The organism is Acinetobacter sp. UBA991, assembly GCF_002292065.1.
Lineage (GTDB): Bacteria > Pseudomonadota > Gammaproteobacteria > Pseudomonadales > Moraxellaceae > Acinetobacter > Acinetobacter higginsii.
The window spans coordinates 38,302-53,687 of the sequence record NZ_DBBF01000016.1; the positions used below are offsets into that span (position 1 = coordinate 38,302).

17 protein-coding genes and 2 tRNA genes are annotated in these 15,386 nt (G+C 39.8%); 9 read left to right on the top strand and 10 right to left on the bottom strand.

Going from position 1 to position 15,386, the window contains the following annotated elements; genetic code table 11:
* Positions 1-111: 111 nt before the first annotated feature.
* On the bottom strand, positions 112-2,136 hold the full coding sequence (gene uvrB / locus B2727_RS06880; RefSeq protein ID WP_004808507.1) for an excinuclease ABC subunit UvrB: 2,025 nt from the start codon (positions 2,134-2,136) through the stop codon (positions 112-114).
* Between the two features lie 434 nt (positions 2,137-2,570).
* On the opposite strand from uvrB, the gene B2727_RS06885 reads away from it, so the two are divergent.
* A complete protein-coding gene (locus B2727_RS06885) occupies positions 2,571-3,365 on the top strand; it encodes an A1S_2505 family phage non-structural protein (RefSeq protein ID WP_005202440.1) in 795 nt (264 codons plus the stop codon).
* 37 nt (positions 3,366-3,402) lie between these two features.
* Here the strand turns inward: B2727_RS06885 and B2727_RS06890 are convergent, their stop codons facing one another.
* Complete coding sequence (locus B2727_RS06890) at positions 3,403-3,582, bottom strand: hypothetical protein (protein WP_005202439.1); 180 nt, start codon at positions 3,580-3,582, stop codon at positions 3,403-3,405.
* A 214-nt stretch (positions 3,583-3,796) separates the two neighbouring features.
* On the opposite strand from B2727_RS06890, the gene B2727_RS06895 reads away from it, so the two are divergent.
* Positions 3,797-5,032: a pyridoxal phosphate-dependent aminotransferase gene (locus B2727_RS06895; RefSeq protein WP_004808509.1), complete on the top strand. Its 1,236-nt coding sequence runs from the start codon at positions 3,797-3,799 to the stop codon at positions 5,030-5,032.
* A gap of 95 nt (positions 5,033-5,127) precedes the next feature.
* On the opposite strand, the gene B2727_RS06900 is transcribed toward B2727_RS06895, so the two are convergent.
* Positions 5,128-5,547 carry a GFA family protein gene (locus B2727_RS06900; protein WP_005202438.1) on the bottom strand — a complete coding sequence of 140 codons (420 nt, stop codon included), beginning with the start codon at positions 5,545-5,547 and terminating at the stop codon, positions 5,128-5,130.
* A 181-nt stretch (positions 5,548-5,728) separates the two neighbouring features.
* Here B2727_RS06900 and B2727_RS06905 point away from each other — a divergent pair, with 181 nt between their 5' ends.
* Positions 5,729-6,166 carry a PaaI family thioesterase gene (locus B2727_RS06905; RefSeq protein ID WP_005202437.1) on the top strand — a complete coding sequence of 146 codons (438 nt, stop codon included), beginning with the start codon at positions 5,729-5,731 and terminating at the stop codon, positions 6,164-6,166.
* Positions 6,167-6,202: 36 nt separating this feature from the next.
* Here B2727_RS06905 and B2727_RS06910 read toward each other — a convergent pair whose 3' ends face one another.
* Positions 6,203-6,634: a hypothetical protein gene (locus B2727_RS06910; RefSeq protein WP_005202436.1), complete on the bottom strand. Its 432-nt coding sequence runs from the start codon at positions 6,632-6,634 to the stop codon at positions 6,203-6,205.
* Between the two features lie 236 nt (positions 6,635-6,870).
* On the opposite strand from B2727_RS06910, the gene B2727_RS06915 reads away from it, so the two are divergent.
* The 4 genes from B2727_RS06915 (at position 6,871) to B2727_RS06930 (ending at position 8,094) form a co-directional block, all read left to right on the top strand.
* A tRNA-Asn gene (locus B2727_RS06915) sits at positions 6,871-6,946 on the top strand.
* A 179-nt stretch (positions 6,947-7,125) separates the two neighbouring features.
* Positions 7,126-7,434, top strand: coding sequence for a hypothetical protein (locus B2727_RS06920; RefSeq protein ID WP_005202435.1), 309 nt, complete (start codon positions 7,126-7,128; stop codon positions 7,432-7,434).
* An 85-nt stretch (positions 7,435-7,519) separates the two neighbouring features.
* Positions 7,520-7,595 (top strand) — tRNA-Asn (locus B2727_RS06925).
* Positions 7,596-7,653: 58 nt separating this feature from the next.
* The gene (locus tag B2727_RS06930; protein ID WP_017402421.1) at positions 7,654-8,094 is read left to right on the top strand and encodes a DUF2726 domain-containing protein; all 441 of its coding nucleotides are present in this window, start codon (positions 7,654-7,656) and stop codon (positions 8,092-8,094) included.
* A gap of 19 nt (positions 8,095-8,113) precedes the next feature.
* On the opposite strand, the gene B2727_RS06935 is transcribed toward B2727_RS06930, so the two are convergent.
* The 5 genes from B2727_RS06935 to glnA all read right to left on the bottom strand — a co-directional run bounded on the left by B2727_RS06935 (position 8,114) and on the right by glnA (position 12,778).
* Entirely contained in the window at positions 8,114-8,320 is a 207-nt protein-coding gene (locus B2727_RS06935; protein WP_005202434.1) for a hypothetical protein, read from the bottom strand.
* A 115-nt stretch (positions 8,321-8,435) separates the two neighbouring features.
* Positions 8,436-9,740 (bottom strand): alpha/beta hydrolase, encoded by a 1,305-nt coding sequence (locus B2727_RS06940; protein ID WP_005202433.1) that lies wholly within the window; start codon positions 9,738-9,740, stop codon positions 8,436-8,438.
* Between the two features lie 110 nt (positions 9,741-9,850).
* Positions 9,851-10,732, bottom strand: a complete 882-nt coding sequence (gene ubiA / locus B2727_RS06945) for a 4-hydroxybenzoate octaprenyltransferase (protein WP_005202432.1) — start codon at positions 10,730-10,732, stop codon at positions 9,851-9,853.
* A 15-nt stretch (positions 10,733-10,747) separates the two neighbouring features.
* On the bottom strand, positions 10,748-11,239 hold the full coding sequence (locus B2727_RS06950) for a chorismate--pyruvate lyase family protein (protein WP_005202430.1): 492 nt from the start codon (positions 11,237-11,239) through the stop codon (positions 10,748-10,750).
* 123 nt (positions 11,240-11,362) lie between these two features.
* Entirely contained in the window at positions 11,363-12,778 is a 1,416-nt protein-coding gene (gene glnA, locus B2727_RS06955; RefSeq protein WP_171057879.1) for a type I glutamate--ammonia ligase, read from the bottom strand.
* A gap of 813 nt (positions 12,779-13,591) precedes the next feature.
* Here glnA and B2727_RS06960 point away from each other — a divergent pair.
* Positions 13,592-14,818, top strand: a complete 1,227-nt coding sequence (locus B2727_RS06960) for a tyrosine-type recombinase/integrase (RefSeq protein WP_291348641.1) — start codon at positions 13,592-13,594, stop codon at positions 14,816-14,818.
* On the top strand, positions 14,815-15,039 hold the full coding sequence (locus tag B2727_RS06965; RefSeq protein WP_291348643.1) for a hypothetical protein: 225 nt from the start codon (positions 14,815-14,817) through the stop codon (positions 15,037-15,039). Before B2727_RS06960 ends, B2727_RS06965 begins: the two co-directional genes overlap by 4 nt.
* A gap of 137 nt (positions 15,040-15,176) precedes the next feature.
* Here the strand turns inward: B2727_RS06965 and B2727_RS06970 are convergent.
* The coding region (locus B2727_RS06970; protein ID WP_291348645.1) for a lysozyme at positions 15,177-15,386 on the bottom strand (210 nt) is incomplete at its 5' end.

Below are 15,386 nucleotides of genomic sequence, written 5' to 3' on the forward strand. Positions count from 1 at the left end.
TCAAAACAGTAATTTGTTATCAATAGTCATATAGTTAGCAATTTAAAATAGCTTACTTTGTGAACAAAAACTGTTGCGATATGTATCCCTTTTGAGGATTTCTCTGTTTGATTATGACTGCAACATATGTGCTTTGAGACGAACAATCTCATCACGTAATCTTGCAGCTTGTTCAAACTGGAGCTCTTTCGAGGCTTTTAACATTTCCTTTTCCAGTTTGCCAATATGCTTTGCAAACAGTTTTGGGTCTGATAACAAATGCTGTTCATCTGCACTGATTGCCTGTGCTTGCTCAAGCACTTTTTCATCAATTTCATCATCACTGAGTACTTCACCCGTATCGATTTCCTTGATGGTTTGGCGCACCGCACTACGTGGTGTAATACCATGTAATTCATTAAATTCAATTTGTTTATTACGACGGCGATCTGTTTCATCCATCGCTTTACGCATTGAATCAGTAATACGATCAGCATATAAAATCGCTTTACCTTTGACATTACGTGCTGCACGACCAATGGTTTGAATCAATGAACGTTCTGAACGCAAGAAACCTTCTTTATCGGCATCTAAGATTGCAACCAAAGATACTTCTGGCATATCCAGACCTTCACGCAGCAAGTTAATCCCAACCAATACATCATGCACGCCCGTACGTAGTTCGTGAATAATTTTGACACGCTCAACCGTATCGATATCTGAGTGCAGATAAGCCACTTTAACGCCATATTCTTTAAGATATGAGGTTAAATCCTCAGCCATACGTTTGGTCAAGGTTGTAACCAATACTCGCTCGTTGAGTTGTTTACGAATATTAATTTCAGAGAGCACATCATCCACTTGGGTTAATACCGGACGCACTTCAATTTCAGGATCAATCAAACCTGTTGGACGTACCACTTGCTCAACAATTTGCTCTGACTTTTCCAACTCATAATGTGCAGGCGTTGCGCTGACAAAGACCGTGGTTGGAACAATCCGCTCCCATTCTTCAAATTTCATTGGACGGTTATCCAAAGCACTTGGTAAACGGAAACCATAATTCACCAAGTTTTCTTTACGTGAACGGTCACCTTTATACATCGCCCCAATTTGTGGAACGGTCACATGTGATTCATCAATGATCAGCAAGGCATCTTCAGGGATATAATCAAACAAGGTTGGCGGCGCTTCGCCTGCCCCACGACCAGAAAGGTGACGTGAATAGTTTTCAATACCGTTGGTATAACCCAACTGCTGCATCATCTCTAAGTCATAACGCGTACGCTGTTCAATCCGCTGCGCTTCTAATAATTTGTCATGCTCTTTGAAAAATTTGAGCTGATCTTTCAACTCATCTCTAATGGTGTCAATAGCACGAGTTAAATGATCTTTCGGGGTCACATAATGACTCTTTGGATAAATGGTCACACGCGGCACTTTACGCACCAATTTTCCAGTCAAAGGATCAAACCAACGAATCGAATCGACTTCATCGTCAAATAATTCGACCCGTATCGCGTCTTTATCCGATTCCGCAGGGAAAATATCAATAATTTCACCACGGATACGATAGGTACCACGTAAGAACTCCAGTTCATTGCGGGTATATTGCATCTCTACTAGGCGACGAATGATCTCATCGCGACTAACACGATCGCCTTGTACGATATGCAACAGCATTTGCATATAGGCATTTGGATCACCCAAACCATAAATTGCAGAAACTGAAGCGACAATAATGGCATCACGACGTTCTAACAACGCACGTGTCGCAGAAAGACGCATTTGGTCGATGTGATCGTTGATTGCAGAATCTTTTTCAATAAAGGTATCTGACGAAGGCACATACGCTTCGGGCTGATAGTAATCGTAATAACTGACGAAATACTCAACTGCATTATTCGGGAAAAAAGCTTTAAATTCACCATACAACTGAGCCGCAAGGGTCTTGTTATGTGCCATGACAATTGTTGGACGTTGCGTCTGAGCAATCACATTGGCCATGGTATAGGTTTTACCCGACCCTGTTACCCCAAGCAGTAATTGATTACGAAAACCTTGGTCAATACCACTAACCAATTTCTCGATTGCCTGAGGTTGATCTCCCGCAGGTTGATAATTGGTGACTAACTCAAAAGGTTGGTTTTCGCTCATATAGAGATACTCAACTGATTGGATGGCTATTTTCACTTTCTAATGGGGGCAACAAACTGCTTTTTAAAGTCTAACGATACTTTTGAATTGTTATGCAATTTCCAACACAGTCAAATCAAGAGATTGCCCTAGTCTTTAAAAAAGCGCGCAATTTATACTTATAAACCTAAAAAACTTAACAGAATGGGGTTAAATTTCAATCTCGTTTTGATATTAGTTGTTAACTACAACTCCTAGACAATACATCACAGTATCAAAGACTCTGCCAAGAAAGCCATGATATATATTTTAGTGCTTAGCAATACTTGAATCTAATCGTCATTGGAATAGCGTCACTCAGAAACATGTCTTGAATAAATTAATCTCAAGCAAGACTTGACCCGCTACGCAATCAACTGCAACATGGACTTATACTCGATTTCAATGATAAGAATATGACTTACCAATATCACGATGAAACAATCGTAACGGAACTCCCAGAAGATACGGTCTTTGTTTTTGGTAGTAATTTAGCAGGGATACATGACAGCGGTGCGGCCCGTGTCGCGGCACAACATTTTGCGGCAGTCAAAGGTGTTGGTCGTGGCTGGGCTGGACAAACATTCGCAATTCCAACACTGAATGAACACTTACAACAAATGCCATTGGCTCAGATAGAGCATTATGTCGAGGACTTTAAAGTCTACGCAAAACACCACCCTAAAATGAAATACTTTTTAACGGCATTAGGCTGCGGTATTGCAGGTTATAAAGTATCTGAAATCGCCCCATTATTTAAAGGCATTCACTCCAATGTGATTTTTCCAGAATCTTTTCGCCCCTATATCGAAGAAGATGCTGTTTCACAATTTCCAGACCTAACTGCTGATGCGGTACATGCTTTTATTTCAGATAAGGTCATTTTCTATTTCGATCATGGCTACGAGTCTTTCGAAGAAGCACTCGATCAAACTCAGTTAACTGCAGCTGAAAAAGCCATTGCTTTAGTTGTTTTAAATGAAGAGCTGTACCCACGTGATCGTTATGGTCGCGGTCGTGAACATGAAATCAACGACATTTTAGGCAAGCTCAATGGCAAAATTTTCAACTTCCATAACAATGCTGAAGGTGCAATGACCTTTGTGAGTGTAATTATTGCCTTGATGGAACTATATGATATTGATGAGTATGATTTTCTCAAACTATGGCGTGGTGAACTAAAAATACAACACCCATTAAACCGCCATTAATAAGAAAAAAAGCCAATCAGATTGATTGGCTTTTTTATTAACGCTTACCCATCGAACGACGTGTACCGCGTGGTGGCATCCAAGTGCGATCAGCATATTGTTCAGGTTTTGGACGAACCTGATTATGCGTTGCATCCTCAGCATCATCCTGAGCAGATGGCATTGGAAAAGGCAATTTCACCAAAGCTTTTTTGGCTTTAGGTTGTTGGGTTCTCATTGGAATTCTCTCGAAATCTAGATTTCTAGCCGCATATTGTAATAGATTTTTGCGCTTTTGATAAAAATAAAATATGTAAAAAAACACAATGATTCTAATGCTTAAAATTTAGTAACTTTTTATGCGATTCTGGCAAGTTTCAGCCACAAAGAAGTCGATTTAGGCTAAGATAACCTGCTTTTTATTTTTTAATCCCATAAGAAGGAATAATGCCGTGGACGTACGTCTCTCTGATCGTGTCAATGCCATCAAACCGTCCCCTACACTTGCAGTGACCAATAAAGCCGCTGAGCTTAAAGCTGCTGGTAAAAACGTGATTGGTTTAGGTGCAGGCGAACCAGACTTTGATACCCCTCAACACATCAAAGATGCTGCAATTGAAGCGATTAATAAAGGCTTTACAAAATATACAGCTGTAGACGGTACTCCAAGCTTAAAAAAAGCAATTATTGCGAAATTCAAACGCGATAATAATTTAGATTATCAAGCCAACCAGATTCTGGTGTCTTGTGGCGGTAAGCAAAGTTTCTTTAACTTGGCACTTGCTTTGTTAAACAAAGGTGATGAAGTGATCATCCCTGCACCTTTCTGGGTAAGCTATCCAGATATGGTGATTATTGCTGAAGGCACACCCGTAATCGTGAAATGTGGTGAAGAACAACGCTTCAAAATCACACCAGAACAGTTAGAAGCGGCAATCACACCAAATACTCGTCTAGTGGTATTAAACAGCCCTTCAAATCCAACAGGTATGATCTACACCAAAGCTGAGTTAGAGGCTTTGGCAGAAGTATTACGTCGTCATCCACAAGTATTTGTTGCATCTGATGACATGTATGAACCAATTCGTTGGGAAGATGAGTTCTACAATATCGCGACTGTTGCACCAGACTTATATGACCGTACCATTGTTTTAAATGGCGTATCTAAAGCCTATGCAATGACAGGCTGGCGTATCGGTTATGCAGCAGGCCCTGCAAAAATCATTGGTGCGATGAAAAAGATCCAATCACAATCGACTTCAAACCCAACTTCAATTTCGCAAGTTGCAGCTGAAGCTGCATTGAATGGCCCACAAGATGTACTTGAGCCAATGATTGAAGCGTTTAAACGTCGTCATGACCTCGTTGTGAGTGGCTTGAATGACATCAAAGGGATTTCTTGTCTTCCTGCTGATGGTGCTTTCTATGCCTATGCCAACATCCGTCCATTGATTCGTGCCAAAGGCTTAAAATCTTGCACAGAATTCTCTGAATGGTTACTGGAAGAAACAGGTGTTGCTGTTGTTCCTGGTGATGCATTTGGTTTAGGCGGTTTTATGCGTATCTCTTATGCGACTGCTGACGAGGTTTTAGTTGATGCTTTAGCACGTATTAAAAAAGCAGCTGATTCAATTGAAGGCGTTGATGCCGCAATTGCGTCGATTGCAGCAGAAAAAGCTGCGAAATAATTTTTCTGCAATAAAAAAGAAGCTTCTCAATGAAGCTTCTTTTTTATCTCTTAAATCAAAATCTTCAATACAATTAGAATTTCCTACAAGCTACACTATTCCGCAGATTCACCACTAAAAAGTGCAACGACCTCCGCTTCAGTCATCTTCTTGGTCGAATTTTGAAAAGCATAAAACTCAGGCTTACAATCAATATAGATTTCTAGATCGAGATTTAGATCTTTTGGTGACTCATTCAATGCAAATGCATTGATATTGCAATAATTCTGATCTTTAGTCCGCCAAAATAAATTGGTACCGCAGGCATTACAGAATCCTCGCTCGCCCCAAGCCGATGAGTTATAAACAGAGAGATGATCTTGTTTTAAAAATTTTAAGCTGCCCTGTTTAACATCAATCGTCATAATCACACCACTGGTCTGTCGACGACAAATCGAACAGTGACAGGCATGTACATCATGATTACTTAATTCGACTTCAAATGTGGTTTCACCACAAACACACTGTCCTTTCATTATAAATTTACCTTTTATTCAAAATTGTTATTTATGAATTATCCTTAGCATAAAACAAAGCAAGCATGCTGCAATCAATAATTTGTAAAACATGATATGGATCGATGAACTGTATTGACAGTCTCTGATGGAAAGACTACGTTATACACAAGTTCCTTTTTAGAACTATATAGGAAAAAATATGAAACACCCGAAAGAAATGAATGGACTTGAGTTTTTAACCGCGATGTGTGAAGGGAAAATTCCACCTGCCAGTATTAGTGAAACCATTCCGATGCAACCCGTAGAAGTTGCAGAAGGATTTATCAAATTTGAAGTTCAAGCAGATCAACGCCACCTTAACCCGCTGGGTGGAGTACATGGTGGTTTTGCTGCAACCGTACTTGATTCAGTGACAGGCTGTGCTGTTCATACGCTTTTAGAAGCAGGCGTCGGTTATGGCACCATTGATCTAAATATTAAAATGTGTCGCCCTATTCCTAAGAATCAAAAACTCACAGCGATAGGCAGCATGATCAATATCAGTAAAAATTTAGGTATTTCTGAAGGTAAGATTGTCGATGCAGATGGCAAACTTTATGCCCATGCAACCGCAACCTGCATGATCATTCGCCCATAAGCATAGATTAAGCAAATGGGCTATTTCATCATAGCCCTATGCAATGGCCTTATTCGCTTGAAAGTTTTTTGGTCGAATACATAAATGACTAAATACTGCGTATTGCCAAATGCTTTTCACTTGTACTGAAACAACCTTTTGCTCTGCCACAGACCAAGCCAAAGCAGTGTTTGCACCTAAAAATAATTCACCACCAAGTTGAAATAAATATAAAGGTGCGTGCTCGTCGACAGTTGATGTATTTTTTTGTGTGAGTAGATCTTTTGCCGTTTGAATTTTCCACTTATTACCAAACCATAATTGCAGTAAATCACCCAGATACAAGGCTTGTTGCTTAAACGGAAAAGTATTTATAAATGAATGTTCAACTGGCGTGTAATACTGCGCAGCATCTTGAATAATTTCGAGATAATGTTCTTGATAAAAAGACAAATTTGAAAAAATAGATTGAATATTTAGAATAGTCATTTCGACCTCCAGTTTAGCCATTTTAGTGCTGGCAAGTAGGGTTAAATCCACACTGTTTAGATAAATATCTAAACGCTCTTTCTAATTCGAATCTAGCAATAGCCTGTTCAAAGTTCAAGTTATTTTTCCTACTTTATCGTAATTGTGCAAATAAAAAGCATACGATGCAAAAATGAAAGAAACATGACAGTTTTATCTTGACCAATTTTAAAAGCTGCCTATAATGGCACTCAGATTCTCCCATAGCTCAGTCGGTAGAGCGACGGACTGTTAATCCGCAGGTCCCTGGTTCGAGCCCAGGTGGGAGAGCCAAGATTCTAAAAAGCCCAGATCATTGATCTGGGCTTTTTATTTTAAATAAACAAAATACCCTTATAACGACAATTACGATTATTTTGTTCATTTCATGTTGAGTATCGTATAAATTTCGACCTACCATATTATTTTAACTATAAGATAAAAATTAATGATGTTGTTAAGGAAAACACATAATGAAAAAACTTCTATTCTGTTTAATCGTCTTTTGTAGTCCAGCAATGGCCGCCCAAACCACTTGGTATGCTGGTTCCTCTTATAAAGGCACGGTGACTGTACCAATTGAAAGTGGTCCCAATGTCGTCTGGAAATGTAATGGTCGTGTCTGTAGCATGTCTGGCCCTTGGGGCAATGCACTCTCCTTAGATTCTTGTCAGAGTCTGGTCTTACGTATCGGTAAGATTAATTATTATAAAAACTCAGCAGGCGCAATCTGGAATGCCCGCTCCACTGAATTGGCACAATGTAATCAAGTTGCACGTTAATACTCAACATTTTTGTTAAGCGATTATTATTCATACTGATTTTACTTGACGGACTGCCATTTAGGCCCTAAAATTCGCTCCAGATTCTCCCATAGCTCAGTCGGTAGAGCGACGGACTGTTAATCCGCAGGTCCCTGGTTCGAGCCCAGGTGGGAGAGCCAAGATTCTAAAAACCCACTCTTAATTGAGTGGGTTTTTTATTTGCTCTTTGATAAATACATGTTTGAATCGAATCACTTCTTATTTCTAACGATTGGTTTTATTAGTACAGCTATCTTGCTTTTTAGCTGTATACGCCCTTTCTTTCCCAAACAAAAATTCTTTGCTCGACCTGTCATCACATCATTTGAATCAAGAATGTTTGTACGATTACAACAGGCCTTTCCACAGCATCATGTACTTGCGCAGGTAGCCTTTAGTGCATTGATTACTAGTGATCACTATAAGATCCGCAGTAAGTTTAATCGCAAGGTGACAGACTTTGTGGTTTTAGATCAGCAGATGAATGTTTTGGCGATTATTGAGTTAGATGACCCGAGTCATTTAGGCAAAGAATTAGAAGATCAAAAGCGCGATCAGATGTTACAAGAAGCAGGCTATCAAGTACAACGTTATACGGAGATTCCATCTATAAAACAGCTACAGATGGATCTCCGATAGTCAGCTAATTTAAGAAAAATTATTCCGCCTTTGTCGCTTGTTCAGCATTTTTCTGCTGTTCAAATTTCTTTGCCATTTCAGCGCGTTGCTGGTCATATTTTTTCTTGGTTTGCGCATCACTTTTCGCAGCAACAAAGGCCATACCTACAATAAAAATTGGAATTAACAATCCCAAACTCATTAATAACCAAGGGATTGATTTTTTCTCAACAGGTGGCTGGCTCATAAGTGATTTAAACTCAAATTGCATGGCTTTAAACTGTGCAACAATATAACAAAAAAGAGCCCCTATAAAGAGACTCTTTTTAAAAGTAAATTTCTTCTAAATAAGCAAAGAAATCTTAGAATTTACCAGTACAGTGAGGGCTTTGGCTGGCATCCTTCTGCGCATCCGTCAATACGATACCTGTACCTGCTGACATATTGGCTTGGATAAAGCCATAAGCATCCGCATTTTTACATACAATCGCTTGAGTATGACTCGCTCCAACAACTGGCACGAATGTGACTTTAGTACCCAATGCAATCAATCCTTTTTGCAAGGAATCTGTCACTGGATAAGGCACTGCCATATCTAATGTCCCCTGAATAATCATTACTGGACTGTTTATTTTCTTGGTCGCAGGTTGATTATCTGATAGGAATTTTTTCACTGTTGGATTTTCTTGGAAGTTACCCGCTAAGCCCGGATAGTCCAAAACAGTTTTAGTGGTATCTTTGCTGATAAAGTCACGAATATCTGCTGCAAACTTATTATGCAAATCATCTAAACAGATGCCATTTTCACCTGTCGTACCTTCGGCGAATTCAGCAATTGAGCGAGAACGTTCCTGAAAAATTTCCCGATAATTAAATTTAGAATCATAAGCAGTAATACCAACAGTGGTATATGCAGCATAAGCAAGCAGCTCTGCATAGACTTCAACCGCTGTACCTACTGGTGCAAGACCAGCCTGTTCTTGCTTAAGAATATTTGCAATTGCCTGTGGTGCAACAACAGAGATGATATAACCAAGGCTCGATGCAGGAGCGCCCGCAACCGCACCTTTGTAATTTGCATCATTATTTGCAAATTCAGCAGTACCCAATGAAGCATGACCACCTTGAGACTGACCAATAGACATCCATTGTCCATTGAGTTTCGCCCCATAATGATCTTTTGCTGCTTTTACCGCTGCAATCGCAGATTTAGCTTCACTACCCAAGTTTAGATATGGATGAATTCCTGGAGTCCCCAAACCTTCATAATCTGGCGCAATCACCACATAACCCGCCGCCAATAAAGTATCAGCGAGGATTTTAAAGCGAGGATTCACAGTATTATTACTTGGTGCACAGCTATCACCTACCCCAACCGTACCATGCTCCCAGACCACCACTCTATAACCATCAGCTGGCTGAGCAACTTTAGGGAACATCACCAATGCGGTTGCTTTGGCAGTGCGACCTTGAACATTCTCTATGTTATAAGTCATTACCTTGAGTGATGAGGCATTATCCACTTTATCCTTAGAATAAGTCGTTTCAGACAGATAGGTTTTATTCGAATCTACCCCGGTATAATCATCATCATTGTCATTACACGCTGTTAAAAATAATGCAGAAATCGAGAAAGTAACTGCTAAAGCAATGTTTGACCGTTTCATAAAATATCCTTTTAGTCCTTATCTTATTTTTGTGCATGAATCTACATGCCGTATTATTAAGGCATAAAAAAAGTGCCCTGCATAGGACACTTTTCAACTATTTAGTCAGATTAAAATATTAATTCTAAAAAAATTCCAAGAAAAATAATCAGTCCTACCCAACGATTGTGACGAAATGCCCAAAAACAAATTTGTGGATCACGATCTTTGGTTTTGAAAGCTTGATAGGCAAAATCTACCGCAACGATCAACAACGCAATCAATCCAAACGGTAACAACAGATTTTCTAAATATAAAGCCCCACCGATCAGCAACAAACTGAGAATCTGGAGTAACCCGATAATTTGTATATCGTAACGACCGAATAAAATCGCTGTCGATTTCACTCCAATTTTTAAATCATATTCTCGATCGGTAATCGCATACTGAGTGTCGTAAGCCACCGTCCATGCCAAATTACCAAAATATAAAAGCCAACAGGTTAAATCTAAGGGCTTCCCCATCGCGGTAAAAGACATGGGAATTCCCCATGAAAAAGCCATCCCTAAAACCACTTGTGGTAAGTGTGTATAGCGCTTCATAAAAGGGTAAACAAATGCCAGTACTAGACCTGCTAGGGCGCAATAAAACGTTGCAATCGGTAGAAAAAATAAAGTACACGCACTTGCTGCAACTAATCCCAAAAAAACATAAACCGCTTCGCGTGGACGAATGATGCCAGTGGCTAATGGGCGTGTTTTAGTACGCTCTACATGAGCATCGACTTTACGATCAGCGAAGTCATTAATCGCACAGCCCGCTGCACGCATAAAAATCGTGCCCAAAACCATCGCAATGAGAATCTGCAATGGCGGTAAACCACCAGCAGCAATCCATAGTGCCCACATGGTTGGCCAAAAGACCAGTTCTGTACCTACAGGCTTATCAAAACGGCATAGATAGTAATAGGCTTCTAAACGTTGCCGCCATGTTGTGTGTTGCACTGTTTCCATGATGAATCCTTAGAGTCAATGCTGTCGAATAAACTGTTCAAATGCGGGAAGAAATGTTTCTTGCACAATAAATTTGCAGCCATGCCAAGTATAGCAACTTTGTCTGGTCCAACCTTCTTCAAGATAAATAACCCGCCTTTCGCAGGCAGGATTGGTTCGTTGAAATAAAAACCAACCAATAGGCTTATTACGAATATGCCGAAATAATCGTGCTTTCTTATGTAAGCTTAAAATAGGAAAGATACTTTTTGCTTTTACCCAAGCTTCTGTTTCACTACCATAAAGATTGGTTTCACGTACCCATGCAATATGGTGTGCTGGCATTTGCATCCACTGGCTATCGTTAAAGGTGAGTCGTTGAAAATGCTCTTTTGTCCGTTCAACATGAAACTCCCCCTCACCCAGATCAGTCAATTGCTGAGTAAGAGAACCAGATGCATACAACCATTTTTTCATTTCAGTTGGGATCTCTCGTCCCTTAATTCTGTTTGGTCGTAAATTTCGCATGCTTGGCTCACTAAAAACATCGCGATTAGTGTACATGAATTTCTTTGGAAAAACGCATGACTTTCAATTGAATCAAAAACATAAAAAAAGCTCGCCGAAGCGAGCTTTTTCAATCTGTATGTATTACAGGCTGTAGTACATATCAAATTCAACTGGGTGAGTCGTCGTGTTAAGACGGCGCACATCTTCAGTTTTAAGTTCGATATATGCATCAAGCATTTCTTTAGTGAATACACCACCTTTCAACAGGAACTCATGATCCGCTTCAAGTGCAGCAATCGCCATTTCCAAGTTGTGAGCAACTGTTGGGATTTTTGCTTCTTCTTCAGGAGGAAGATCATACAAGTTTTTGTCAGCAGCTTCACCTGGGTGAATCTTGTTTTGAATACCATCAAGACCAGCCATTAACAATGCAGCAAAACCTAAGTATGGGTTCATTAATGGATCAGGGAAACGTGCTTCGATACGCTTGCCTTTAGGGCTAGAAACGTAAGGAATACGGATAGAAGCAGAACGGTTACGTGCTGAGTAAGCAAGCATAATTGGTGCTTCGTAGTGTGGAACCAAACGCTTATAAGAGTTTGTACCTGGGTTGGTAATCGCATTCAACGCACGCGCGTGCTTGATTACACCACCGATGAAGAACAATGCCATTTCTGATAAACCAGCATATTCGTCACCAGCAAACAAGTTCTTGCCATCTTTAGAGATTGACATGTGAACGTGCATACCAGAACCGTTATCACCAACCATTGGCTTAGGCATGAATGTCGCTGTTTTACCATATTGATGCGCAACGTTCCAAACTGCATATTTGAACTGTTGAACTTCGTCCGCTTTACGAACTAAGGTATTGAAGCTCACACCAATTTCTAATTGGCAAGATGCAACTTCATGGTGATGTACTTCTACACGACCAGGACCCATGATGTCTTCGATACGTGCACACATTTCAGCACGCATGTCTTGATGAGAGTCAACTGGAGGAACTGGGAAGTAACCGCCTTTAACACGTGGACGGTGACCTGAGTTACCTGCTTCGTAGTCTTTACCTGTAGACCAAGCAGCTTCTTCAGCAATCAATGTGTGGCGCGCGCCAGACATGTCGATGTCCCACTTCACTTCGTCAAAAACGAAGAATTCTGGTTCTGGACCGAAGAATGCTGTATCACCGATACCTGTAGATTTTAAATATTCTTCAGCACGACGAGCAATCGAACGTGGGTCACGCTCGTAACCTTGACCAGTTGAAGGCTCGATAACGTCACAAGTCACAACAACTGTAGGCTCAGCAAAGAACGGGTCAAGAAAACCTGTTTCAGCATCTGGACGTAAGATCATGTCAGAAGCTTCAATGCCTTTCCAACCTGCAATTGAAGAACCATCAAACATTTTACCGTCTTCAAATGTATCTTCATCAATGGTATCAGCTGGGTAAGTTACGTGCTGCTCTTTACCCTTAGTATCAGTAAAGCGAAAATCGACCCATTTTGCGCCACTTTCTTTGATGAGTTGAAGGACCTTGTTCGCCATGCTCATTTGCTCCAATGAAGTTTTTATGCACTTGTTAAGTGCGTGTTAGTTGTTGATGTATAATTAGCAATTATCATACCAACAATTTCAAAGCATACCTAAAACATTGAAATTCTTTGCAGAAAAAATGCTTTAGGCTCCCTGTCCTATGCCTACTATAATGTCTGCATTTAAAAATGCACCATATTTAAACATTCCTATTTTAGCTCGTCCCCAAAAAAGACATAATGAACCAAAATAGTGCAATACATATAACAAAGAACCAATGTAGTGCCAATTACGCTTTTATTATTCGCGTAAATTGGCTTTTTATATCATTCTTTTCAAGATCATTCCAATCAATTCATTTAGACTTTCGATTCACTTTCAGTTTTTTTTCTCAAGTGTTTCAATTACAAAAATTTATTATCAATTACTAACTCATTTCAACAAACAAAATTAGCCTTTTATTCAGCCTTCAATGCTTTCAAAATTTCCCACATTAATGATCCGTTTTGTTATGATGATTTCCCGTTATCGCTAGAATAATCTTTTCTCTATTCAAGATAGATGAAAAAACACAGCGCTAAGATTGGTTTATCTAATTCAATAGCACAATTAAGTGCATATCTTTCAAAAGGTTATAATCATGCTTCTAATGATTGAAAGGAAGCACTGATATTCGCTGACGTTCGTTGGTGTTCGCTTCATTTTACAACAACTACAATTCAAAAATATTTAATGTCCGTTGGCGTCCGTTCTTGTTCGGTGACATTCACAACTTTTGTGAGTAAGATTGTGAGTATTCATTTTTCTTTTCAAGTTACTCACAGATAGCTAATGCTCAACGACACCAAAATAAAACAACTCAAACCACAAGATAAAGCTTATCGTGTTGCTGATCAAGGCGGTCTGTGCATCGAAGTGCGCACGAATGGTTCTAAACTTTGGCGTTATAGATACCGTTTTTTAGGTACTGCAAAGATGATTAGTTTGGGTGAATACCCTCTTGTCACCTTGGCCCAAGCTCGCCAGAAGACATTGGAACAAAAACTACTTTTAGACCAAAATATAGATCCATCTCAAAACCGACAAGAAGAAAAAGCAAGAGCTCTTTTAAATCAGGCTTGTACATTGGAAAGTGTGGCAACAGAGTGGTATGACAAACGCAAAGATAAAAAATCAGTAAGCTATAAGCGATCTGTAGAAAAAGCTTTTGAAAAAGACATATTCCCTACCCTTGGTAAGAAGGATATTAAAAAGATTTCTGCATTTGATGTTTTACAGATGCAAGAAAAGACAATGAAACGTGTTTCTAAACAGGGGAATTATGGTACTGGTGAAAGTACTGCAATCTTTAACCGGCAATTAGTCAGTCAGGTTATTGACTATGCTATTGCAACTTCACGCTGTGAATTCAATCCTGTATCTGCACTAAGAAACACAGTAGAACGCCCACCAAAGATTACTGCGCGGCCTATGACTGATGATGAAAAAGCAGTCTTCAACTCTCGTCTATCTTCATACAATGGTGCAACAACAACTAAGAATGCGATCAAAACTCTAATCTATTCTATGTTGCGCACAGTTGAGGTTATTCGCCTGCGCTGGGAGTGGGTAGATTTTGATATCGGTATAATCCGCATTCCTCCTGCCACTGCTGAACAAAGAAAAAAAGGGCAACGTAATATTAAAAAAGATCGGGAGCATTTAGTTCCTATATCTAAACAGCTAAAGCAAATTTTGCTTGATCAGTTTGAGCAAACAAAAAACAGTGACCTAGTATTTTCAAGTGTGTTTGATGTTACCAAGAAAATGAATAATACAACTGTGAACCGTGCGCTTGGGAATATGGGTTTTGACAGCTTAACAGCTCATGACTTTCGTGCTACTGCATCTACAATGCTTCATGGTCTTGGTTACCCTTCTGATCATGTGGAGATACAACTTGCCCATGTTGATAAGAATGTAGTTCGTGGCACTTATAACCACGCGAGCTACTTAGATGAGCGAAGAGCGATGATGCAAGACTGGGCTGATATTGTTGATAGTTGGGGTGAGAAATGAGGTACTTCTACATCAAGAAAGGCAAGCAGTACTTGCATATCCAGCAATCATTATTTGAAGATTACCAAGACTATTCAGATATAAATGGCATGATCACTCAGCAGTATGTATTTTTAGATACCAAAGATGAGGCTATTAAGTTTTTGGAAGTGAGGGAAGCCAATAGATTTATGGTGACGAGAGGAAGGAAGCTGAAGGATGTGGAGATTGTGAGGGAGTGATGCTTGCTAATGTTGAACACACTGCAAGCAAACACTGATTGAAACATTGGTTTTAATGGTGTGTGCTGTGCACCCTGAAAATAGAACGCACAGCACTGTGACAAGCGAAGCAAGTTTGGATCGTTGGCACATATAAGTTACTTCTTTAGAAATAGCGCTCGTTCTGCTGCACGTCTTTTAGTTAAACCATTCAAAACCTTCCCCTTGGCTTTATTCCATCGTGGAAATTGATCAGCCGCCCCCTGGTAGTCTTTAGCATTCAACTTTTTAAGAAGTGTAGATGAGGCAAAGTTGCCAGATCCAATGTTATAGACAAGGCTGACAAGAGCATCAAATTGATTCTGAGA

What these genes read in the sequence shown, in the direction of transcription:
- uvrB (WP_004808507.1), bottom strand. Translation starts at nt 2,136, where the DNA reads ATGAGCGAAAACCAACCTTTTGAGTTAGTCACCAATTATCAACCTGCG.
- B2727_RS06885 (WP_005202440.1), top strand. Translation starts at nt 2,571, where the DNA reads ATGACTTACCAATATCACGATGAAACAATCGTAACGGAACTCCCAGAA.
- B2727_RS06890 (WP_005202439.1), bottom strand. Translation starts at nt 3,582, where the DNA reads ATGAGAACCCAACAACCTAAAGCCAAAAAAGCTTTGGTGAAATTGCCT.
- B2727_RS06900 (WP_005202438.1), bottom strand. Translation starts at nt 5,547, where the DNA reads ATGAAAGGACAGTGTGTTTGTGGTGAAACCACATTTGAAGTCGAATTA.
- B2727_RS06905 (WP_005202437.1), top strand. Translation starts at nt 5,729, where the DNA reads ATGAAACACCCGAAAGAAATGAATGGACTTGAGTTTTTAACCGCGATG.
- B2727_RS06910 (WP_005202436.1), bottom strand. Translation starts at nt 6,634, where the DNA reads ATGACTATTCTAAATATTCAATCTATTTTTTCAAATTTGTCTTTTTAT.
- B2727_RS06920 (WP_005202435.1), top strand. Translation starts at nt 7,126, where the DNA reads ATGAAAAAACTTCTATTCTGTTTAATCGTCTTTTGTAGTCCAGCAATG.
- B2727_RS06930 (WP_017402421.1), top strand. Translation starts at nt 7,654, where the DNA reads ATGTTTGAATCGAATCACTTCTTATTTCTAACGATTGGTTTTATTAGT.
- B2727_RS06935 (WP_005202434.1), bottom strand. Translation starts at nt 8,320, where the DNA reads ATGAGCCAGCCACCTGTTGAGAAAAAATCAATCCCTTGGTTATTAATG.
- B2727_RS06940 (WP_005202433.1), bottom strand. Translation starts at nt 9,740, where the DNA reads ATGAAACGGTCAAACATTGCTTTAGCAGTTACTTTCTCGATTTCTGCA.
- ubiA (WP_005202432.1), bottom strand. Translation starts at nt 10,732, where the DNA reads ATGGAAACAGTGCAACACACAACATGGCGGCAACGTTTAGAAGCCTAT.
- B2727_RS06950 (WP_005202430.1), bottom strand. Translation starts at nt 11,239, where the DNA reads ATGCGAAATTTACGACCAAACAGAATTAAGGGACGAGAGATCCCAACT.
- glnA (WP_171057879.1), bottom strand. Translation starts at nt 12,778, where the DNA reads ATGAGCATGGCGAACAAGGTCCTTCAACTCATCAAAGAAAGTGGCGCA.
- B2727_RS06960 (WP_291348641.1), top strand. Translation starts at nt 13,592, where the DNA reads ATGCTCAACGACACCAAAATAAAACAACTCAAACCACAAGATAAAGCT.
- B2727_RS06965 (WP_291348643.1), top strand. Translation starts at nt 14,815, where the DNA reads ATGAGGTACTTCTACATCAAGAAAGGCAAGCAGTACTTGCATATCCAG.